24 protein-coding genes are annotated in these 19846 nt (G+C 65.5%); 11 read left to right on the forward strand and 13 right to left on the reverse strand.

Going from position 1 to position 19846, the window contains the following annotated elements; translation table 11 throughout:
- The first annotated feature begins 23 nt into the window (after nucleotides 1-23).
- Together SBI80_RS04670 and SBI80_RS04675 are read left to right on the forward strand one after the other, a co-directional pair.
- A complete protein-coding gene (locus SBI80_RS04670) occupies nucleotides 24-518 on the forward strand; it encodes a hypothetical protein (RefSeq protein ID WP_318973233.1) in 495 nt (164 codons plus the stop codon).
- A 154-nt stretch (nucleotides 519-672) separates the two neighbouring features.
- Nucleotides 673-1797: a tyrosine-type recombinase/integrase gene (locus tag SBI80_RS04675; protein WP_318973234.1), complete on the forward strand. Its 1125-nt coding sequence runs from the start codon at nucleotides 673-675 to the stop codon at nucleotides 1795-1797.
- Nucleotides 1798-1813: 16 nt separating this feature from the next.
- Here SBI80_RS04675 and SBI80_RS04680 read toward each other — a convergent pair whose 3' ends face one another.
- From SBI80_RS04680 to SBI80_RS04715, 8 genes are all read right to left on the reverse strand, one after another.
- Nucleotides 1814-2734: a hypothetical protein gene (locus SBI80_RS04680; RefSeq protein ID WP_318973235.1), complete on the reverse strand. Its 921-nt coding sequence runs from the start codon at nucleotides 2732-2734 to the stop codon at nucleotides 1814-1816.
- A 2-nt stretch (nucleotides 2735-2736) separates the two neighbouring features.
- Nucleotides 2737-3225, reverse strand: coding sequence for a DUF2510 domain-containing protein (locus SBI80_RS04685; RefSeq protein WP_318973236.1), 489 nt, complete (start codon nucleotides 3223-3225; stop codon nucleotides 2737-2739).
- A gap of 779 nt (nucleotides 3226-4004) precedes the next feature.
- On the reverse strand, nucleotides 4005-4415 hold the full coding sequence (locus tag SBI80_RS04690; RefSeq protein ID WP_318973237.1) for a nuclear transport factor 2 family protein: 411 nt from the start codon (nucleotides 4413-4415) through the stop codon (nucleotides 4005-4007).
- Nucleotides 4416-4441: 26 nt separating this feature from the next.
- Nucleotides 4442-5161, reverse strand: a complete 720-nt coding sequence (locus tag SBI80_RS04695; RefSeq protein ID WP_318973238.1) for a hypothetical protein — start codon at nucleotides 5159-5161, stop codon at nucleotides 4442-4444.
- Entirely contained in the window at nucleotides 5154-5891 is a 738-nt protein-coding gene (locus SBI80_RS04700; RefSeq protein WP_318973239.1) for an alpha/beta fold hydrolase, read from the reverse strand. Before SBI80_RS04700 ends, SBI80_RS04695 begins: the two co-directional genes overlap by 8 nt.
- Before the next feature lie 92 nt (nucleotides 5892-5983).
- The gene (locus SBI80_RS04705; RefSeq protein WP_318973240.1) at nucleotides 5984-6538 is read right to left on the reverse strand and encodes a TIGR03086 family metal-binding protein; all 555 of its coding nucleotides are present in this window, start codon (nucleotides 6536-6538) and stop codon (nucleotides 5984-5986) included.
- Nucleotides 6535-7080, reverse strand: coding sequence for a TetR/AcrR family transcriptional regulator (locus tag SBI80_RS04710; RefSeq protein ID WP_318973241.1), 546 nt, complete (start codon nucleotides 7078-7080; stop codon nucleotides 6535-6537). Before SBI80_RS04710 ends, SBI80_RS04705 begins: the two co-directional genes overlap by 4 nt.
- 38 nt (nucleotides 7081-7118) lie before the next feature.
- A complete protein-coding gene (locus SBI80_RS04715; protein ID WP_318973242.1) occupies nucleotides 7119-7553 on the reverse strand; it encodes a nitroreductase family deazaflavin-dependent oxidoreductase in 435 nt (144 codons plus the stop codon).
- Nucleotides 7554-7634: 81 nt separating this feature from the next.
- Here SBI80_RS04715 and SBI80_RS04720 point away from each other — a divergent pair, with 81 nt between their 5' ends.
- Nucleotides 7635-8780 carry an alkene reductase gene (locus SBI80_RS04720; RefSeq protein WP_318973243.1) on the forward strand — a complete coding sequence of 382 codons (1146 nt, stop codon included), beginning with the start codon at nucleotides 7635-7637 and terminating at the stop codon, nucleotides 8778-8780.
- Nucleotides 8781-9036: 256 nt separating this feature from the next.
- Here the strand turns inward: SBI80_RS04720 and SBI80_RS04725 are convergent, their stop codons facing one another.
- The 3 genes from SBI80_RS04725 to SBI80_RS04735 form a co-directional block, all read right to left on the reverse strand.
- A complete protein-coding gene (locus SBI80_RS04725) occupies nucleotides 9037-9240 on the reverse strand; it encodes a DUF3263 domain-containing protein (RefSeq protein WP_318973684.1) in 204 nt (67 codons plus the stop codon).
- A gap of 48 nt (nucleotides 9241-9288) precedes the next feature.
- Entirely contained in the window at nucleotides 9289-9660 is a 372-nt protein-coding gene (locus SBI80_RS04730) for a hypothetical protein (RefSeq protein WP_318973244.1), read from the reverse strand.
- A gap of 251 nt (nucleotides 9661-9911) precedes the next feature.
- Nucleotides 9912-10811, reverse strand: coding sequence for a LysR family transcriptional regulator (locus SBI80_RS04735; protein WP_318973245.1), 900 nt, complete (start codon nucleotides 10809-10811; stop codon nucleotides 9912-9914).
- A gap of 84 nt (nucleotides 10812-10895) precedes the next feature.
- On the opposite strand from SBI80_RS04735, the gene SBI80_RS04740 reads away from it, so the two are divergent.
- Genes SBI80_RS04740 through SBI80_RS04760 form a run of 5 tightly spaced genes read left to right on the forward strand, consistent with a single transcriptional unit; the run spans nucleotide 10896 to nucleotide 15004 of the window.
- Nucleotides 10896-12455 carry a GMC family oxidoreductase gene (locus tag SBI80_RS04740; RefSeq protein WP_318973246.1) on the forward strand — a complete coding sequence of 520 codons (1560 nt, stop codon included), beginning with the start codon at nucleotides 10896-10898 and terminating at the stop codon, nucleotides 12453-12455.
- Entirely contained in the window at nucleotides 12452-13480 is a 1029-nt protein-coding gene (locus tag SBI80_RS04745; protein ID WP_413232628.1) for an alpha/beta fold hydrolase, read from the forward strand. The genes SBI80_RS04740 and SBI80_RS04745 overlap by 4 nt, the downstream gene beginning before the upstream one ends.
- Nucleotides 13480-14238: an SDR family NAD(P)-dependent oxidoreductase gene (locus SBI80_RS04750; RefSeq protein ID WP_413232629.1), complete on the forward strand. Its 759-nt coding sequence runs from the start codon at nucleotides 13480-13482 to the stop codon at nucleotides 14236-14238. Before SBI80_RS04745 ends, SBI80_RS04750 begins: the two co-directional genes overlap by 1 nt.
- Before the next feature lie 40 nt (nucleotides 14239-14278).
- On the forward strand, nucleotides 14279-14707 hold the full coding sequence (locus SBI80_RS04755; RefSeq protein WP_318973248.1) for a hypothetical protein: 429 nt from the start codon (nucleotides 14279-14281) through the stop codon (nucleotides 14705-14707).
- Between the two features lie 27 nt (nucleotides 14708-14734).
- A complete protein-coding gene (locus SBI80_RS04760) occupies nucleotides 14735-15004 on the forward strand; it encodes a hypothetical protein (protein ID WP_318973249.1) in 270 nt (89 codons plus the stop codon).
- A gap of 69 nt (nucleotides 15005-15073) precedes the next feature.
- Here the strand turns inward: SBI80_RS04760 and SBI80_RS04765 are convergent, their stop codons facing one another.
- Entirely contained in the window at nucleotides 15074-15958 is an 885-nt protein-coding gene (locus SBI80_RS04765; RefSeq protein ID WP_318973686.1) for a LysR family transcriptional regulator, read from the reverse strand.
- 76 nt (nucleotides 15959-16034) lie between these two features.
- On the opposite strand from SBI80_RS04765, the gene SBI80_RS04770 reads away from it, so the two are divergent.
- Entirely contained in the window at nucleotides 16035-17249 is a 1215-nt protein-coding gene (locus tag SBI80_RS04770) for an acetyl-CoA C-acetyltransferase (protein WP_318973250.1), read from the forward strand.
- A gap of 43 nt (nucleotides 17250-17292) precedes the next feature.
- Here SBI80_RS04770 and SBI80_RS04775 read toward each other — a convergent pair whose 3' ends face one another.
- On the reverse strand, nucleotides 17293-18294 hold the full coding sequence (locus SBI80_RS04775) for a LysR family transcriptional regulator (RefSeq protein ID WP_318973251.1): 1002 nt from the start codon (nucleotides 18292-18294) through the stop codon (nucleotides 17293-17295).
- A 186-nt stretch (nucleotides 18295-18480) separates the two neighbouring features.
- Here SBI80_RS04775 and SBI80_RS04780 point away from each other — a divergent pair, with 186 nt between their 5' ends.
- Both SBI80_RS04780 and SBI80_RS04785 read left to right on the forward strand, forming a co-directional pair.
- A complete protein-coding gene (locus tag SBI80_RS04780) occupies nucleotides 18481-18888 on the forward strand; it encodes a hypothetical protein (protein WP_318973252.1) in 408 nt (135 codons plus the stop codon).
- Between the two features lie 46 nt (nucleotides 18889-18934).
- Nucleotides 18935-19801: an alpha/beta fold hydrolase gene (locus SBI80_RS04785; protein WP_318973253.1), complete on the forward strand. Its 867-nt coding sequence runs from the start codon at nucleotides 18935-18937 to the stop codon at nucleotides 19799-19801.
- Nucleotides 19802-19846: the final 45 nt, after the last annotated feature.

Raw genomic sequence — 19846 nt, forward strand, 5'->3', positions numbered from 1 at the left:
GTTTGGCGTGCTCAAATGGGCTCATGCCAGAAGAACCAGTCATCGCTGCACCCACATATTTCACGCAGACCCGGTACGGCGGACTGCCCGATCCAGCTGAGACGCTGCCAGAGCCGCTGCGCTCTGAATACCAGCGGCTGAAGGGTCTAGCCGACCAACGCATTCCGACCGCGGCCGACGCTGTCACCGCGGCGACGAACCGCATCCTTGAGGCCAAGCACGTGGTGCGCGAGGCAGCCGCCCGAGACGCACTGACCGAGAAGGTGCGAGTGGAAATCGGCCGACATCTCGAGGGGCACCGCGGCGTAGCGCACAGGCCCAGTGGGCTCCAAGCAGACGTCTACGCGACGGCAGCGCGTGTCGCCGTCGAAGTGTTCGAGGAATTCGTTCGCAACCCGCCGATCCTTGAGCACCGCGCCGACGGTGAGGAACTGCTCCGCTGGCCCGGCGGCGATGACGACGTCATCGCGCGCTTCCCGGCCGACGTCGGTCCTCTCGACGAATACCGGGGACAGTGATGGGAAGCCCATGGGTTCCGCTCGACCACCCCATTGACGTGTCGCCGGGTGAGACGGTTGGCATCGCCTTCATGGTGGTGGACGGCGTGGCAATCGTGCGAGGCGTGGAGCGAGTCGCGGGCAAGGAGCACCAGCACGGGACAGACGGCCGCTGATGGCGTGGGTGAAGGCGCGGCAGCGCAAGGACGGCTCGGTCTACTTCTGCGTCTACTTCCGCGAGCTCAACCACACGACCGGTCAGACGGCGCAGACCAGCCTGTCGTGGGATAACCCGAACGACGCCGAGCACTGCCGCAGCCTGATCGACCAGGTGGGCCCTGAGAAGGCGCGCGAGATCCTTCGCATTGTCCAGACCCCCGGGCAGGTGCAGACCGTCCGCCAGTTCCTGCTCAAGCACATCGACCACCTCACCGGCGTCGAGCAAGGCACCCTCGCGCGGTACCGGTCCTACGTCCGCAACGACATCGGGCCCGCGCTCGGCGACATTCCTCTGACCGCGCTCACCCGTGACCACGTCGCCCGCTGGATCGCCGCCATGGCCGCCGACGGCAAGTCCGGGAAGACCGTCGCCAACAAGCACGGCTTCCTCGCCGGCGCGCTGAACGTCGCTGTCCGCGACGGCCACCTCAAGTCCAACCCGTGCGACGGGAACCGGCTGCCGCGGTGGGACCGCGAAGACATGACCTTCCTCGAGCCCACCGAGTTCCAACTACTCCTCGCTCACGTCACCGAGTACTGGCGGCCGCTCGTCGAGTTCCTCGTCGCCTCCGGCGCCCGCTGGTCGGAAGCCACCGCGCTGAAGCCCGCCGACGTCGACAGAGTCGCCGGCACCGTCCGGATCCGCCGCGCGTGGAAGACCGGCGCCGGCGGATACACCCTCGGGGTCCCCAAGACGAAGAAATCAGTTCGCACCATCAACGTCGCCGCAGCCACCCTCGAGCACCTCGACTACACGGGCGAGTGGCTGTTCACCAACTCCGGGCGTGGCCGCCACGGCGACGTCAACGCACCGGTCCGGATCCACTCATTCAACCCGAACGTCTGGACACCCGCGGTCGCGCGGGCCCGCGCCGCCGGCCTCACGAAGAAGCCACGCGTGCACGACCTTCGGCACACCTGCGCGTCGTGGCTCATCCAGTCCGGCCGCCCACTACCCGCGGTGCAACAGCACCTCGGCCATGAGTCGATTCAGACCACCGTCGGCGTCTACGGCCACCTGGACCGCTCCAGCGGACGGGACAACGCCGACGTCATCGGTCGAATGCTAGGCCGCAGCTAGGCGGGATGCGCACCCGCTACGTCTTAACTTGGGGCTTCTTCTCATTCGTCCAGCGTCCGTCTCCGGGTCTCGGACCGCGGTACTCCGCAAAGCTTTGCGAGCCACGGTATCCGTCGTCGTCCGGTGTAACGATCTCTGGCAGGCGTTGGGTTGCGCGTAGTGCAGTCAGCTCTGACCACACACCATCGACGCTTGCGGGGTAGCTGTCGTCGACGACACTCCACCGGCCCTTCAACGTTGGGTCCTCCAGAACGGGCAGATCCATGCGCGACCGCTCGAATGTCCAGCCGAGGCGAAATCCGTCAGAATCGACGAATGAGACAAGCGCGAACGTAGACCACTGATACCTGGGTCCTGAACCGACAGCCGGACGAGCACGAACTGTGAAGAACATGTCGCCGCTCCCCAATTTGGGTAGTACCGGAACGGCGAAGTCCTCAATTCTGCGATAACCGCCGCCACTGTAGGACTGACCCACCGTCGCGGCCATGGATCCCAACCCAGTGCCGACAGCATTGCCATCGGTGTAGTACACAACGATGGGACGATGCCACTGCACATCGTAGACGTCAGCGTCACCCGTATTACTTAAAGCAATTTTGCTTTCGCATATGATGTCTCTATCTGAAAAGTGGTGTCTAGTATCGTCATTGAGCGCAATAACCATTATTCGTGTAGCGCGGCGGCGAGCTCTATCTTCGGCAGCTCTCGCCGAGCGGTTTAGTTCGTCGGCGTGCTTTTTATTGTCGAGAATTGCGATGCCGACGGCGGCTATCGCAGCGAGCAACGCGCCTGCACCGTTTACCCACCCACTAACGTCACCCCACTCCAGAGCTGGCCAAGATCGCAGTGCGAATGCACTGCCGATCATGACAACAAGGCCCACTGCACAGGCTGCTATCGCTACGACAAGGAGCAGTCGATCGAGCGCCTTCACGTCTAGCCGGATGCCGTCGGTCGGTCATCGCTCGATGGCGGGAATTGCATCCACGGGGCGGAGCCGAATGCCCCAGGGCCGCCAGCGTCACCGCCCATAAACGAACCGTGCTGCTGGTCAGCCCGAGCGATCAGACCCTCGCGGTATGCGCGTTGCTCCGCGCGGATCTGGCGGGACTGCCGGGTCCGGCGCACCATCAGCAGCACCAGGAGGACAGGGGCTGCGACGAACACGCCGAGGACCAAGACACCGCCCACGGCCTCCCACTTCCCGGCGATCGCGAAGAGGACCGCAAGGCCGGCGAACACAACGGCCAGGGGGAGCAGGATGATTTTCTCCCACGACATGACCTTCTTCGGTGCCGGCGGGGGTGGGGGCACCTGCGCGGCCGGCGGTGCCAGCGGCGCCCACTCCGTCCCGGTCCAGTACCGCTGCCGCGGTGCCCCGGTCGGGTCTGGGTACCAGCCCGGTTTGGGCAGCGGTCCGGTCAATTCGGTGCTCCTGACAACGCTTTCCATTCGTCGTAGCTCATCGATCGCCACGCCCATTGGCCCGACGCCGCGCACACGAACGCGCCACCGTTCAGCCCTGAGTAGTGGTCGACAGCGGGCTGCGCGCAAGAGCCAGCAGGCGGCATGGAGCATTCGGCCATGGCTTCACTGGACCGCGGGTTGCAGTCCGGCCATACGCCCGGCTCAGCCGACGCGGTTGGAGCCGCGCTCAGGAGGCCAGCGGCTATCAGCATTGCCCCCGGGGCCAGCCGTCTCAAGTCGAGCGTCATCGCGATATCCCCCTCATGAGGGCAGAATATTAGCCTGTCTCCAAGATCGCTGTGGATTCGCTGACTGGATGCGCTGCAGCCGGTTCACGGTCACGGCTGCGTAGCTGAGAGCGGCTGTGGCTTCTCAAGTTTCATGTCCAATTCTCAAGTGAAATGTCCACCTGATGTCCAATTGGACATGGAAGTGAGAATTCGGCTGGCCGACAGCTGAGGATGAGCCCATATTCCTGCTGCTGTTGGAGAGGGCTGGCGTAAGTCCGTCCGGTTCGCCCGCCGGTTGCGCCCAGACGTGGCGATCAGGGTTTGGGCATCGCCGTCGTAATCCGTTGTGAGCCCAATTGTTTTGGGGTGATTTCACCGAGTGACTGCGCAGTGTCTGGCGTGTGCCACGAAGTCCGGGGACACGTCGTAGGTGAACTGGCGGGCCCCGACGGCGACTGCAGAGTCGGGCAGTCCGAAACGTGCGGCGAACGTGTCGTCGGGGGTGGTTCACGAAGGACCCCCGACTCTAGGAAAGGCGTCGCCGAACATGGGTAGCCCGCTCATGGACTGGGCCTGGGTGGCTTCGTCCTGCAACACGTCCCAGTGTTCGGCCAGCAAGCCACCGTCGATGCGCACGATGTCGGCAGCGATCCAGTTGGGTTGGTCCCCGCGGCCGGAGAATCTGCCATGCAGGAAGACGAAGCCCCCGTCGGCGACGACGAGTTGCTGTTCGTATCGAAGGGTGCTGGGGGCGGATTTGATGAGGTCGAACAGCCCGTCGCGGCCTGGGCCTATGTGCGCACTGTGCTGAACGTAGTCCGGGGACCAAAAGGCTTCGGCGGCCATGTAGTCACGTTGGTTGAACAGGGTGTCGAACGCCTCGACGACTAGTGCCTTGTTCTCTTCGTTCTCGTTCATCTGCGCGTGTTCCGTTCGGGGGGCTGTTACTGAAATCGAAGCTCGCCGATGTCGAGAGACACCAGGACGGGTTCGGCGATCTTCTGCCCATCGTCGTCGTAGCCGTAGATGCGCCGGGCCATGGGCACGGCGATGCCGTCGATGGTCTTCCACTCAGTCGGGTAGTTCGCGCCGGTGGCGCCGTCGAGGATGTCGACGGTGTAGGTGTGCCGGAACAGCAGGCCGGTGTCGTGGAAGTGGAAGAACTGTTCTGCCGTGTGGCTGTCGACGCCGTCGGGGAAGGCGACTTTCAGTGTCCGGTAGCTGACGCCGGCTTCGATGAAAGGTTCCACCTCTTCGGTGTGAAACCCGGGGTAGGTGAATAGGAATGGTGCCGTCAGGTAGGTCCACCAGGCTTCACTGGCGAAGTAGGCGGCGTCCATTGCGGTCCACGGCGTGTCGTAGGACAGGCGCGCCATCGCGTCCTTCGGGTCGTCGACCGCCTCGACCAACTCGTCCGACGACGATCGCAGTTCTAAACGACCGTCGGCGAACACGGTGTGGGTGTCGGCGCCGCCGACCGGAGCGAGAGTGACCCGCTCGGTGCGCAGATCCAGGTCGACGGTGATGTCGGCCAGCACGTCGGGCACACCCTTGAAGCCCCAGATGGCACCCCCGATGGCGAAGTGACCCGTCACCGCCGTCAACTGATTCCAGCGCGTCAGGCCGCCATGGGCGTCGATCGCCAGCGCCAGCAGGTCAGACATCGTCGTGACCGCGCACGTGGTCGACGGCCTCGAGGATGAACGCGGTTGCGGCGACCGGTTGGGCGATGAACGCGGTGTGCGAACCGCCGATTGTCTCCGTGGTGGCCCCGATGCGTTCGGCCATTGCGCGTTGCGCGTCGGGGTTGATGGCGTTGTCGTGGGCCGACACCAGGTACCACGACGGAACGGTCTTCCACGCCGCGCCAGTGCACGCTTCGCCCAGGGTGGCTGCCGCGACGGGTCGTTGCGTCGCGGCTAGGACGGTGGCGACGTCGACGGGGACGTCGGCGCAGAAGGTTTCCCGGAAGCCCTCGGCGCTGATGAACAAATCTGGGCCTTCGGCCGCGCCGGCACCGGCCGGGTAGCCGGTCGGGCGGGCGTTGCTGGCGAGCAGCGGTTCGGCGAACGGCGCCTGAACGCTGCCCGCGCTCTCGCCTTCGTCGAGTGCGAACGCCGCCAGATAGACGAGGGCCTTGACGTTGTCCAGACCGACGGCGGCCTGGGTGATGACCGCGCCGCCGTAGGAATGGCCGACCAGTACGACGGGCCCGTCGACGGCGCCGACGAAGGCGCGCACGGAGTCGGCGTCGAAGGCGAGTCCTCGCAACGGGTTTGGCGGTGCGACGCTGGTGATTCCCTTGGCCTGCAGTTCGAGAATGACGCCGGCGTACCCGGAGGCGTCGGCGAACGCGCCGTGGACGAGCACGACGGTCGGGGTGGTGGTGCTCATTGAGCTTCTTTCGATGGTGGGTTGGCTGCCAGGAGGCTCACAGTTTTAATGCAAAATATGTTGCATTAACAGACGCTAGGTGACGGGCGGCGTCAGCGCAAGGGGATCCTTGCCGCGGGATTGCGGCCGGTGAAGGCAAGCAGTCGGTCGAGTGCGCTGGCGTCTGGGCCGATCATGACGGGTTCGTCGAATCCCGCGTGCCGCCGGCTCTGCGAAGTCACCGTCCGGTAGCCGAGGTGCAGGATGTCGTCGGCCAGCGTGTCGGGCACTGTCAGCGTGTCCCCGACCGCGGTGGCGAAATCCCAACCGTGGACGACGAATTCGAGGCCGATGACACCCAGGAGGTCTCGAGCGGCCATCGTGCGGCCGGCGAACGGCACATCGCCGTCGATTCCCCGGCGTCCCCAGCCCGCGACGGCGTTTCGTCCTGTGTCGATGAGCCCACTGATCGCGCCGCCAGTCGGCGCACTGACGACGACCCCTGCTGCGCCGCTGATGCGGGTGAGGCTGTCGACGAGGTGTCCGGCCAGGGCGGCGACGTCGTAGTCCCGGCACGGGGTGGGGTTCGCGAGTTGCTGGTCGCCGACGGAACTCACCGCGCGTTCCAGAACGTTCAGAGCCGCATTCGCGTTGGCCAGTTCGTTCACGAGAACAGCTTGTCGGTGAGCCGTTCCGCGTAGTCGTCGGTGAGGCTCGACGGGATGAAGATGATCCGATACATCACCGGTGCGAGCACCCCGTCGACCACCTCCTGCGCGGTCACCGGAGCCGCGTCTCCTACCTGCTCGACGAGACGGGTCACCTCGTCGAGCAGGCCACGCAAGCAATCAGATTGAGCCTCACCAGCGTTCGCCGAACCCGCCCGCAACAGGGCTGCGTTGACCGGTTTGCGGTAGTGCAGCATGACCTCGGTGGCCCAGGCCGTGACGTCCGTGCGCAGGTCGCCGGTGTCGGGAAGGGGTCGCGACGGGTCGAGCTGGTAGGTCGCGATGTCGTTGATCATCGCGCCGGCGTCGGGCCACCGGCGGTAGATGGTGGTGGCGTTGACCCCGGAGCGTTCGGCGACCATGGGGATGGTCACCTTGTCGCGTCCCTTCTCGCTCACCAGGTCCTCGACGGCCGATCGGATGGCGTTGGTCACCGCTGCCGTGCGTCCGCCGGGTCTCTTGACCGGTCGGCGCGTACTCATGAAACGACTGTAAACGAGGCGACCGTGCCGCGGCGACGTCACGCCGGCTCGAGCACGTACAGCGGCACGTCGCGGCCTGCCGCCTTGCGGTATTCGGCGAACGGCGCAAATGTCTCGTACGCCCGAAGCCACCACTGTTCTTGCTCCTCGCCGAATGCCCGGCGTGCGCGCAGGTCGTGGACGGTCGCACCGTCCTGGATGCGTACTGCGGGGTTGGCGGCGATGTTGCCCGCCCACAGCGGATCTCGGGCGGAGCCGCCGTTCGACGCGATGACGGCGTAGCTGCCGTCATGCTCGATGCGCATCAACGGGGACTTGCGCACCAACCCGGACTTGGCGCCGATGTGGGTCAAGATGACCACCGGTCGGCCCTCCAGGGTGTCTCCCATGGTTCCGTCGGTGGCTTCGTAGAGCGCTACTTGTGCGCGTTCCCGCGCTAGGGGGCTCGGCTCGTAGGGTGCATCGGTGTTCACGTGGTGGATCCTCTCGTGGTGGTGATGACCTTAACGCAGTGATAATTGCATTAATTCCGCGTCGTGACTACCGTCGGTGAGATGACCACAGCGGTGAACTCCGGCCAACCACTTCTGACGCCCTACCGAATGGGAGACCTCGACTTGGCCAACCGGGTGGTGATGGCGCCCTTGACGCGGTGCCGTGCGACCAACCCCGACTTCGTCCCAACTGAGTTGCATGCCGAGTACTACGCGCAACGCGCGTCGGCTGGGCTCATCGTCACCGAGGGCATCTGGGTCAGCCGGAATGCCGTCGGATGGCGGGACGTGCCAGGGCTTTTCACCGATCAGCAAGTGCGTGCCTGGTCGGCGGTGACCGACGCGGTGCACCAACGCGGCGGCGTCATCTTCGCTCAGCTTTGGCACGCCGGTTCGATCTCACACCCCGACTTCTTCAACGGCGCCCCAACGCTTGCCCCCGCGGCGATCAATCCCGACATGCGCGCCCCTACGCCCACGGGAAGCAAACCAACCACCACGCCCCGCGCCATGACCAAGCGCGACATCGCCAACACCATCGACGATTTCGCTACCGCAGCAGCCAACGCCATCCGTGCTGGCTTCGACGGCGTCCAACTGCAGGCCGGCTACTCCTACCTCATCAGTCAGTTCCTCAACCCGGCCACCAATAATCGCACCGACGCCTACGGCGGCAGCATCGCCAACCGCGCACGAATACTGTTCGACATCCTCGACGCCGTCGGCACCCACGTCGACATCGGCCGCGTCGGCGTCAAGGCTGGACCCGCCTGGGCCGAATCTGGCCAATTCCAATCAACCGCTGACACTCTCGCGACAGCCGAACACGTCGCCGACCGGATGAACGACTACCCAATCTCACACTGGCTGCTGATGGGCCCCATGGCCGACCTCACCGCCACCCCGCTTCGTGAACTCGGCGGCGATGGCATGTTCACCCACTTCCGAACCACGAACCCTGGCACCCTGATGGTCAACGTCGACATGACTCAAGCGCGGGGCAACCATCTAATCGCGAGCGGCACCGCCGATCTGGTGGCCTTCGGTCAAGCCTTCATCTCCAACCCCGACCTCCCCCAGCGATTCGGCGCGGGCGCACCGCTAGCAGCCCCCGACCACACCACGTACTACACCCCAGGCCCGCACGGATACACCGACTACCCCTCACAGGAGCCCCGCACCCATCAGTCCCTTCCTACGAGGTAACCGGTTCGAACCAGCTCGAAGCGATCAAGCCGACGTCGACAAATTCGAATCAACCCGGGACTGTGGCCGATCACGTTTGTTTCTCGGCACTAGCCTTCCGATTCCCGTCATCGCGTCCCTGTGACAACTCAAAGCCCTCTGCTCGGGCCGTTCGGATGACGGCCTCCTGGCTTGCATTCACGGCGTTGGTGCTGTGGACACGAATGTGAGAAATCCTGGGGTGGACACCGACTAGGAACGTCGACGTCGGTGCAGGTCAGCAAGCCGACTGTGGACATGAACTTTGAGAGGCCACAGCGGCTTCGGTCGCCAGCAACTGTTGGAGCCGTTGGTAATAGCGGATCGGTGTCATCCCGAACTGCTCTCGGATGGCGCGTTCCTTGCCGCCGGCGGTCTGCCACCACTGTGCCTCGAGATCGAGCATCGCGCGCTCTTGGTCAGTCAGGGTATCCAGAGCCAGGAGCGCCGATCGCGGCGACGGCTAGGGCGGCCGTGGCGAGTAGTCGTCTCACCGGTACTGCAGCGGCGTGGTGCGCTGCTCCATCCGCGCTGGCGCCGCCGGCGGATGGGCGGGCGCCGGCTGGAGGAGGCGGATCGGCTGCGGCGTCGAGCGGGCCATCAGCCGCGCGTGCTCGTAGTCGGCGCGGGCGGCGAGAGCTGCACGCCGCTGTTTGTCCCGGCCCGCAGCCCGCAGACGCCACCCGATCGCTCCCAGTGCGGTCATGGCGGTCGCGGCGATGGGGTAGACGCTGAACATCATGCCCATGAACGTCAGCGTGAACAGCGCGCCGATCGTCGCCAGGGCGGGGTGACGATCGGGCCAGGTGCCGTACCCGCAGGAATCCTCGTGTCCGCACCGTGGACAGATGTGCTGTGTCATGACTCTCCTTTGATGACGGCGTCATCGCGCCAAGGGGTTTCCCCTGCTCGCGAGTGCCGGTGTCTGCCGTCGCCTGTCGGCCTGAGCGCAGGTCGCAGGGCATAACGGCACGACACGCAGGGGTTCGAATCCCCTTATCCCCTTATCGGACACATTGGCGTCCTTGCTCGAACTCAATCGGCTGTTATCTCGTGTTGCTTCAGCGCAGTCCGTGTGTTGATGCCGCTCCGCGAAGACTTGCAGACACGTGGTCATCGTCCCCGGGCCCGCACCGCCGCATCCAGCAGTAGGTCAGCCAATGCGGCGGTCGCTGGTGCCATCCGGGCTGCCGGTGGCGACGCGAGGAACACTTGCCATGTCACCGGATCGCTCAGCTTCACCGACGGCAGGTCGGGAAACCTTCGCGCCTCCGATACGGGCATGAAGGCGGTGCCCAATCCGTTGCCGACGAGTTCGGCGATCGCCGCGAATCCCGCAGGTACTTCGTAGCGCGTGTGGGGGTCGGCGCCCACGGTGCGCAACGCGTCGTCGACGAGGCGTCGCAGCCCGAACCCGGGTGGGAAGCCGACGAGCTCTTCGTCGGCGAGGTCGGCGATGCTCACGATCTTTCGCTTCGCCATGGTGTGATCCCGACAGCAGACGAACACCATCGGCTCTTCGAACAGCAACCGCATGTCGAGTTGCGGTGGGAAGCGGTCGGGTACCGATACCAACGCCAGATCCAACGCGCCTTCGATGAGCGCCGCTAGGTAGGCTGATGCACCGGACTGGCTTAGCCGAAGTCGCAGGCGCACGTATGGGTGCAGGCGGTGAAAGTCCCCGAGGGCGCCGGCGACGTCCATTGGGCCGAACGAGATCAGTGATCCGAATTCAACTGTGCCGGAAAGTGTTCCGCGAAATTCATCGACCGAGCCAGCGGCCCTGCGAACACTGCGCCGGACCTCTTGGGCATGGACGCGGAACCGTAGGCCCGCCGGTGTCAGCGTGATCTGCTGCCGCGTCCGATCGAAGAGGGCGGTGCCGAGCTCGCGTTCCAGTTTTGCGATCGAGGTCGACAGCGCCGATTGCACGACGTGGACGCGGGCAGCGGCGCGGGTGAAGTTCAGTTCGTCGGCAACGGCAACGAAGTGATCGAGCTGGCGCAGTTCCATACCTCAACGGTATCGAATTCATAGATGACAATCATCAATAATGATCGTTGGACTTGATGACAACGCGGGCGTCTGATGGGACCCATGAACGCGATCGACTCCCTCCGGCCGCACTACGACTTCATCGTCTGTGGGTCTGGAAGTTCCGGCTCGGTGGTCGCTCGGCGGCTCGCCGAAAATCCCTCTGCATCAGTGCTTCTGGTAGAGGCGGGCAGTAGCGACCAGGTGCCGAGCGTTGCCGCTGCCGAACAGTGGCCGCTCAACCTGGGCACCGAACGGGACTGGGGATTCACTGCGGTGCCCAGTGCCGATGTAAACGGCCGTTCGGTGCCGTTGTCGATGGGCAGGGTGCTCGGCGGTGGCTCCAGCATCAACCTGATGGTCTGGGCCCGTGGCCACCAGGACGACTGGGACCACTTCGCCTTCGAATCCGGCGACGCGGCCTGGGGCTACGAGGCAGTGCTCGACATCTACCGCCGCATCGAGGACTTCCACGGAGCGCCCGATCCCGACTACCGCGGCATCGGTGGTCTCGTCTACGTCGAGCCCGCTCCCGATCCCAGCCCGTTGGCGCCCGCCACGGTAGCGGCCGCTCACGCAGCCGGCATCCCGGTATTCGAAAACCAGAACGGACGGATGATGGAGCACCGCGCCGGCGTCGCCGTCACCGACATCCGCGCACGGGCAGGGCGCCGCCAGTCGGTGTTCGACTCCTACGTCCGACCGGTCCTGGGACGTCCCAACATCGACGTCATCACCGACACGCTGGTCACCAGGATCACCATCGACGGCAACCGCGCCGCCGGCGTCGAACTGTTCCAGGCCGGTTCGACCCGGCGGATCGCCGCAGACACCGAAGTGATTCTATCCCTCGGTGCCGTCAACACACCGAAAGTGTTGATGCACTCGGGTATTGGGCCGCGAGAAGAGCTGCACCGCCTCGGCATCACCCTGAAGGAACACCTACCCGGTGTGGGCCAGAACCTGCAGGACCATCCTGGCTTCGATTGTGTCTGGGAGCACCGCGAACCGTTGGCGCCGCGCAACAACGCCTCGGAGGTCACGTACTTCGCCACCAGTCGCACCGACCTGGACGCGCCGGATCTGCAGACCTGCCAGGCCGAGGTGCCCAAGTCCAGCGCCGAGAACATCGCCCGCTTCGGGCTCCCCGAGCACGGTTGGACGCTCTTCGCCGGAGTGGTTCGTCCACACAGCCGGGGGCACATCCGGTTGCGCTCGGCGTATCCGCTCGACCCGGTCGACATTCACGCCAACATGCTCTCCGATCCCGACGACGTCAAAGCTGCCGTCGCCGCCGTCGAACTGTGCCGCGAGATCGGCAACTCGGAACCGCTGCGGCCCTTCACGAAACGCGAGGTCATGCCGGGCAGCCTCCGAGGCGTCGAGCTCGAGCGGTTCGTTCGTGACGCCGCGTCGAGCTACTGGCACCAGACATGCACCGCCAAGATGGGCCGCGACGCGATGTCGGTGGTGGACGCGCGTCTCAAGGTCTACGGCATCGACGGCTTGCGAATTGCCGACGGGTCGATCATGCCGCGCGTCACGACCGGTAACACGATGGCGCCATGCGTGGTCATCGGTGAACGCGCCGCTGACATGATTCGGCAGGAGCAATCGCTGTGAATGGTTTGAATAGACGATCTTTCGGCCAGTTGGCGGCTGTGGGGGCGGGTATCGCCACCCTGGCCGCCTGTGCACCCACCTCGGCGCCGGCCACCACGAAGCCCCCGGCCGCGCCGACGCACGACCTTGGACCCATCAGACACGTGGATGCGGGCGAACTCAATGTCGGCTACGTCGACACCGGATCACCAGATGGTCCGCCCGTCATCCTTCTGCACGGGTGGCCGTATGACATCCGCAGCTACGCTGATGTGGCAGCGATATTGGTCGACAACGGGTTTCGAGTCATCGTCCCGCATCTGCGCGGGTTCGGGTCGACGCGCTTCCGGTCGGCCGACACCGTTCGCAACGGTCAACAGGCCGCCCTTGGACACGATGTGGTGAATCTGATGGATGCTCTGCGAATCCCGACTGCGATCCTGGGTGGGTACGACTGGGGCGGCCGGACTGCCAACGTAGTCGCCGCACTTTGGCCGCAACGTTGCTCGGGCCTGGTTGCGGTCAGCGGATACCTCATCGTCGACCTGGCCGCCAATCTCGAACCGTTGGCTCCGGCCGCCGAGCGCGGATGGTGGTACCAGTACTACTTCGCCACCCCACGCGGCGAAGAGGGGTATCGCCGCAACACCCGTGAGTTCAACAAGCTGATCTGGCAGCTGGCCTCTCCCGACTGGCATTTCGCTGACCACACCTACGACCAGTCCGCGGCATCCTTCGTCAATCCCGACCACGTCGACATCGTCGTGCACAACTACCGCTGGCGTCAGAGTCTCGCAGCTGGCGAAACCCGTTACGACGCCGACGAACGACGGCTGGCAGCCAAACCCGCGATCACGGCGCCGACCGTCACCATCGCCAGCGACTTCGATGGCGCGGCCAAGGACGGCGCCACCTACCGGGGCCGCTACACGGGCTGGCACGAGCACCGCGTGCTCGACGGCATCGGCCACAACGTGCCCCAGGAGGCACCGCAACACTTCGCGTCGGCGATCGCCGACGTGTACCGACAGAAGGGAACACGATGATGACCGATGACACCCTGACCGGCCGCACCGCGCTGGTGACCGGATCTACGTCCGGGCTCGGCGCCGGAATCGCCACCGCCCTGGCCGCCGCCGGCGCGCACGTCGTCGTCACCGGCCGTACTCGGGCGCGTGGGAAGGAGGTCGTTGCGCAGATCGAATCAGACGGAGGGCGAGCAACCTACATTCAGGTGGACTTCTCCGCCGGTCCCGACGGCATCGCCGAGCTGGCAGCTTCGGCCACCGAGTCCGTCGGGGGTCGAATGGACATCCTGGTCAACAACGTCGCGACGCTGATCGACCCGGCGCCCACGGCCGAGGTCACCGCCGAGCAGATCAAAGCTGCATTGGGGGTCAGTGTGGTTACGCCCTTCCTGCTGACCGGACTGCTGGCTCCAGCGATGGCACAACGAGGCGACGGCGCCGTCGTCAACATCGGCTCGATCGCCGGCCTCGTCGGAGCCAGTGGATCGGCCCTATATGGCGCGACCAAGGCCTCTGTCCATCAGCTGACCAGGGCCTGGGCGGCCGAGTACGGGCCTAGTGGGGTCCGCGTCAACACCGTGGCGCCCGGCCCGATCGCGACCGAACGGAGTCAGGAGTACGCCGAAGCGGTAGCGCCCGTGCTGGCACAACTGCCCTCGGGTCGGATGAGCAGCGTCGCTGAAGTCGCGGCGGCAGTGGTGTTCCTGGCCGGTTCGGCCGCCGCCAACATCCACGGCTCGCTCCTGTCCATCGATGGCGGCTGGGCCGCGATCTGAGGACCACCTCATCCCGCACCATCAACGAAAGGCTTTCGCCATGCCACTCATCCGCTTGAACATGACCTCAACGCTCACGCCACCGGAACTGATGGCGGTGCTCACCGACTTCGGACCGTCGCGTCCCAGACGGTGGCCGACCATCGACGCCGCACACTTCCAGGTCCACGCCATAGGCGACACCTGGGCGGAAGTCACCGAGGGGACCGCTTCGGCGTGGGAGCGCGCTCGCTACGACTGGGATCCCGGAGTCGGCCGCGTCACACTCACCACCCATGACTCGAAGGTATTCGGGCCCGGTGGCGGATGGACGTTTCAGTTCGAACCGGTGGCCGAAGGCACGCGCATCGACATCGAGCTCACCCGAAGTCCGCGGGGAATCAGACGCAAGGTCCTTGCCGCCCTACTGCCGATCTTTGCGACCCGGTCGCTGAGAAAGTCATTCTCTGCACCGCTGCATGCCCACTGATTGCGAACGAGATCCAAGGGTCGACGGATGTCGATGGCGTTTGACCATCCGCGGCGCCGGCTAAATGCAAGCATGCGAAATCTCCTAAGCCGTTCGGCGATCGTCGTCGCGCCCGTCGTCGCCTTCTCCATGCTCAGCGCAGGCACCGGTTCGGCGGACCCCCTCAACTGTGTGAATGGGCAGTTCTGGGATCCCATCACCAACACCTGCCAGACGCCGAGGCCGGCGGAAGACTGTGCGCCCGGTCAGTATTGGAACGCGTTGTCCAACGTGTGCCGGCCGCTTGGTCAGCTCTGATCCGACCACTTCTTCGTTCACGGTTCGGTCCGCTCGTCGCGCCGCCGGTGGTCACGTCGCCCGCGCCGACTATCCCGTGATCTTGCGCAGCACCTCGAGTGCGCGTTCGACGGTTGGGGACTGGGCGCCGACGAGCCGGGCCGCCACCAAGTCGATGCCCAACGACGACGGCTCGAGCGGGCGGTAGGTCACCCCCACGACGTCGAGATCGGCGGTGGGTGCGGGTACCACCGCCACCCCGAGACCGGCGGCGACGAGGGTGACCAGGGTCGACGTCTCGGAGACTTCGTGGCGCACGCGCGGCGCGAACCCGGCGTCGGCGCACACGGCGGCCAGCAGATCGCCCATCACCGAGCGTCCCCGGCCCGTGTGGGCGATGAAGTCCTCGTCGCGCAGGTCGCCGACGGTCATTGCATCGCGTTCGACGAGGCGATGACCCGACGGCACGGCCACGATCAACCGGTCGCGGCGCAACGTCTCCGATCGGATCGAGACGTCGTCGACGGGCGGACGCAGCAGGGCGATGTCGATCTCACCGGCCCGCAGGGCGTCGAGTTGCGCCGGTGCGAGCATTTCGCCCCGGATGCCGATCTCGACGAGCGGCAATTCCTCCCGCAGTGCGCGCACCAGCTGCGGCAACACCGAGTAGGTCGCCGAGCCCACGCACCCGATGGACAGGTGTCCCTCGGTGCCCGCCGCGATCCGCCGCGCCTGCTGTGCGGCGTCGTCGGCCGCATCCAAGATGGCGATCGCACGCTTGAGATACGCGGTTCCCGCGGGCGTGAGCTCGACCCGGCGGGTGCTCCTGGTGAACAACGCGACGTCGAGTTCGCGCTCGAGCTGTCGAATCTGTTGCGACAGTGGGGGTTGCGCGATGTGCAGGCGTTCCGCTGCGCGGCCGAAGTGCAGTTCCTCGGCGACGGCCCGAAAGTACCGCAGATGACGTAGCTCGATGATTGGGACCCGCAGACTCTCAATGGAATCGAAATGAGTATTTCAGAATATCGACCGGCGCCCATACCGTCTAGACATGTCCGACGTGGTGATCTGCAACCCAGTACGTACGCCGGTGGGTCGAATGGGCGGGGTCCTGGCCTCGCTCACCGCGACCGACTTGGCCACCCTCACCTTGCGGGAACTGATCCAGCGCACCGGCCTCGGTGAGGCTGACGTCGACGACGTCATCCTGGGCAACGGCTATGCCAACGGTGAGGCACCCGCGATCGGCCGCATCGCAGCCCTCGACGCGGGCCTCGGGACCCGGGTGCCCGGCCTGCAGATCGATCGGCGCTGCGGATCTGGACTGCAGGCAGTGCTCCATGCGGCGGGCCAGATCGCCACCGGTGCCGCCAACGTCGTCGTGGCCGGTGGCGCCGAATCGATGTCCAACGTCGAGCACTACGCCCTCGGTCTGCGGACCGGTGTGCGCCAGGGCGGAATAGCCCTGCTCGACCGCCTCGATCGAGCACGTGAAACAGCCGGTGGATCAACGCATCCCATTGCGGGTGGGATGATCGAGACCGCGGAGAACCTGCGTCGTGAATACCGCATCACCCGCGCCGAGCAGGACGAGTTGTCCGTCCGGTCGCACCAGCGCGCCGTGGCTGCTCACGACGAGGGTCGGTTCGCCGACGAGCTCGTCTCGGTCACCGTGCCGGGTCGGCGTGGTAAACCCGACATCGTCGTCGACCGCGACGAGCACCCCCGCCCGGACATCACCGTCGAGAAGCTGACCGCGCTGCGTCCCATTCGCCTCGAGGTCGACGAGGAATCCACCGTGACGGCGGGCAATGCCTCGGGCCAGAACGACGGTGCGGCTATGTGTGTCGTCACGACCCGCGCCGAGGCCGACGCGCGTGGTCTGACCCCGATGCTAGCGCTGCGGTCGTGGGCGGTCACCGGCTGTGCGCCCGAGACGATGGGCATCGGCCCGGTTGGCGCCAGCGCGGCAGCCCTGCAGCGAGCGAAACTGACGCTCGGTGACATCGATCTGATCGAACTCAACGAGGCCTTCGCGGCGCAGGTGCTGGCCGTGCTGTCCGAGTGGAAGATCGATCCACTCGATGAGCGGTTGAACCCGAACGGATCTGGCATCTCGCTCGGCCATCCCATCGGTGCGACGGGTGCCCGCATCCTCGCCACCGCGGCCTACGAGGCGCGTCGCCGCGAGGCCCGCTTCGTCCTGGAGACCATGTGCATCGGCGGCGGGCAAGGACTGGCCGCGGTGTTCGAGGTGGTCCGCTGAGCGCAGGCGCTGCCACGGCCGTCACGCGAGCCGGTCGCCGACGCTACTGGACCCGTCGAAGCGGCGCCGCCGGCGCCCATACGTCGGCCTCCACAGGAGCGGCCGCGTTCGTGGCAAACCGTCTCGGAACCCACGCATCTGGGATATGGCTTAGTGAGGCAACGGCTTTGGCGGTCTCCACGAAGTCGTTCACGACAGGGGAGTCGACGTCGGTGCGCCACGCGATCGACAGCATGGTGGGAGGAATGTCGCTGACCGGAACGAACGCCAGCCCCGGGCGGTCGTAGAAGCGCCGGGTCGAGGCCTGGGAGAACGCCACGCCGCGCTCGGAGAGGATGGCCTCGAAGCATTCGTCGACGGTCGACACCTCGGCGCCGAGGTGGACGGGCGCGCCCTGGCGGTGGTCGGCGGCCAGCCAGAACGTCCGCCAGGTCTCGGGGGACTTGCGGGCGACGAAGGGCTGATCGAGAAGTTGTTCGACGCTGACCTCGTCGAGGCCGGCCAACGGGGACGTCGCCGAGACCACCAGGACGCGCGGTTCCACGAAGAGCGTGTCGATACCCAGCCAGTCCTGAACGAGGACCGGCGGGCGCAGGAAGGCGACGTCGACCGAACCGTCGGCGAGTCCGACGTAGGGATCGCTGAAGTCGTGCGAGCGCATCTCGACGTCGACCTGTGGATGCAGGTCGTGGAACGCGTTGAGGATTCTCGGTGTCAACTCTGCTGCGGCGTTGGCCTGGAATCCGACGACCAGTCGGCGCTCCGACCCCCCGCGTCCGGCGTCCTGGATCTGCCAGGCCAGCCGTTCGGCCTCGGTGAGAAGTCGTCTGCTGCCGTCCAGGAGCAGTTCACCGGCCGGTGTCAGCTCGACGTGACGACTCGTCCTGACGAACAGGGGAGTGTTCAGCGAGTGCTCGAGTTTTCGGATCTGAACGCTCAGCGATGGCTGCGCGATGTGCAACCGTGCCGCGGCGTGACCGAAGTGCAGTTCCTCGGCGACGGCGACGAAGTACGTCAGAAGTCGCAGGTCCAAGGAGGGAAGCACGGGTCAACGGTAGTTGAGTGGCCCGCAGACCACCATTAGTTCTTGCCTATCGGTCGGTTGCCAATGGGTATTGGACGTCACAGCACCTCGCGAGTGTGATTGCCGTCATGCAGGGCGGTTCGCTGAAGCCGGTCTGCATGGATGCACGAATCCTGCCTCCGTCGATCACCCGCAAAGGACCCCACCATGACTGTCACGACGTCGGCGACGACTCCCGCCGATTGGGCCGACGCGTTCACCCGCGTCAGCAACGAAGACCCCGAAATCCAGGCACATGGGAAGTACTTCACGTGTTCCTACCTGCTCGACATGGCCGATCGGACGTTCGTCGTCGAGGTCAGCCGGGGCAAGGTCGTCAACGTCGCCATCGACCCCGGCCCCCTGGACGTGGCCTATGAGTTCGCGCTGCGCGCCAGCGCCGACACCTGGCGCAACTTCGGAGTGCCCGTTCCAGCGCCGATGTACCACGGCATCTGGTCGGCGAGCTTTCAGCGCGACCTGAAGCTCGAGGGCGACATCCTGGTGCTGATGCAGAACCTGAGGTGCTTCACCCGCCAGTTCGAACTGCTGCGCGCCGTCGGCGTACCCGTCTAGATCTCCCATCCACCAACGACTTCCAACTCCGATCGAAGGACGAACCATGAGCAAGATCTCTCCCGTCACCGGGCACTACGTCGACGTCGACGTCGACGGCCTCCTCTACAAGGTCTTCTACCTGGAGAACGGGCAGGGCCAACCGTTGGTCTGCCAGCACACCGCCGGATGTCACAACCACCAGTGGCGCGGTCTCCTCGAAGACGAGGAGATCACCAAGGACTACCGCGTCATCGCCTACGACCTGCCGCGGCACGGCAAGTCCGATCCGCCGGAGAACACGCAGTGGTGGACCGAGGAGTACCAACTTTCGGCCGACCACTACGCGAACTTCATCGTGGCGTTGGTGGATGCGCTGGAGTTGGAGAACCCGATCTTCATGGGCTCGTCGTTCGGCGGCAACATCGCCCTCCAGTTGGCCCTGCGCCGGCCGGATCGATTCGCCGGCGTAATTCCCGTCGAAGGCGCCGATTACTCACCAGGGTTCTACCTCGACTGGTGGCAGCATCCGCATGCCAATGCCGCGCAGGTGTGCGCCAGTGGCGTGTGGGATCTGATGGCTCCGCAGTCGCCGGAGGCGGATCGCTGGAAGACGTGGTTCTACTACAGCCAGGGTTCCGAGTCGTTCAAGGGCGACCTGTACTTCTACTCCGTCGACCACGACCTGCGGGAGCGCCTCGGTGACATCGACGGTGACCAGTGCCCGGTGGTGATGCTGACCGGTGACTACGACTACCTGACGACCCCCGAGGACAGCGCACGAACCGCCAAGCGAATCAAGGGTGGGGAGTTCATCGAGATGAAGGACATCGGCCACTTCCCGATGAGTGAGAATCACCCCGTGTTCCGCACGTATCTCCTGCAGGCGCTCGACCTGATCCAGAAGAAGGCCTCGTCCGTCGCGGCGGTCTGACGGCCTCGCCCTAGTCCGATCGACGTCACCTGCCCGCAGACAATG

The sequence above is a fragment of the Mycolicibacterium sichuanense genome, from assembly GCF_033741125.1.
GTDB lineage: Bacteria > Actinomycetota > Actinomycetes > Mycobacteriales > Mycobacteriaceae > Mycobacterium.

Coding starts and splice junctions, on each gene's coding strand:
- SBI80_RS04670 (WP_318973233.1), top strand. CDS start 24: ATGCCAGAAGAACCAGTCATCGCTGCACCCACATATTTCACGCAGACC.
- SBI80_RS04675 (WP_318973234.1), top strand. CDS start 673: ATGGCGTGGGTGAAGGCGCGGCAGCGCAAGGACGGCTCGGTCTACTTC.
- SBI80_RS04690 (WP_318973237.1), bottom strand. CDS start 4,415: ATGAACGAGAACGAAGAGAACAAGGCACTAGTCGTCGAGGCGTTCGAC.
- SBI80_RS04695 (WP_318973238.1), bottom strand. CDS start 5,161: ATGTCTGACCTGCTGGCGCTGGCGATCGACGCCCATGGCGGCCTGACG.
- SBI80_RS04700 (WP_318973239.1), bottom strand. CDS start 5,891: ATGAGCACCACCACCCCGACCGTCGTGCTCGTCCACGGCGCGTTCGCC.
- SBI80_RS04710 (WP_318973241.1), bottom strand. CDS start 7,080: ATGAGTACGCGCCGACCGGTCAAGAGACCCGGCGGACGCACGGCAGCG.
- SBI80_RS04720 (WP_318973243.1), top strand. CDS start 7,635: ATGACCACAGCGGTGAACTCCGGCCAACCACTTCTGACGCCCTACCGA.
- SBI80_RS04730 (WP_318973244.1), bottom strand. CDS start 9,660: ATGACACAGCACATCTGTCCACGGTGCGGACACGAGGATTCCTGCGGG.
- SBI80_RS04735 (WP_318973245.1), bottom strand. CDS start 10,811: ATGGAACTGCGCCAGCTCGATCACTTCGTTGCCGTTGCCGACGAACTG.
- SBI80_RS04740 (WP_318973246.1), top strand. CDS start 10,896: ATGAACGCGATCGACTCCCTCCGGCCGCACTACGACTTCATCGTCTGT.
- SBI80_RS04750 (WP_413232629.1), top strand. CDS start 13,480: ATGACCGATGACACCCTGACCGGCCGCACCGCGCTGGTGACCGGATCT.
- SBI80_RS04755 (WP_318973248.1), top strand. CDS start 14,279: ATGCCACTCATCCGCTTGAACATGACCTCAACGCTCACGCCACCGGAA.
- SBI80_RS04760 (WP_318973249.1), top strand. CDS start 14,735: ATGTCGATGGCGTTTGACCATCCGCGGCGCCGGCTAAATGCAAGCATG.
- SBI80_RS04770 (WP_318973250.1), top strand. CDS start 16,035: ATGTCCGACGTGGTGATCTGCAACCCAGTACGTACGCCGGTGGGTCGA.
- SBI80_RS04780 (WP_318973252.1), top strand. CDS start 18,481: ATGACTGTCACGACGTCGGCGACGACTCCCGCCGATTGGGCCGACGCG.
- SBI80_RS04785 (WP_318973253.1), top strand. CDS start 18,935: ATGAGCAAGATCTCTCCCGTCACCGGGCACTACGTCGACGTCGACGTC.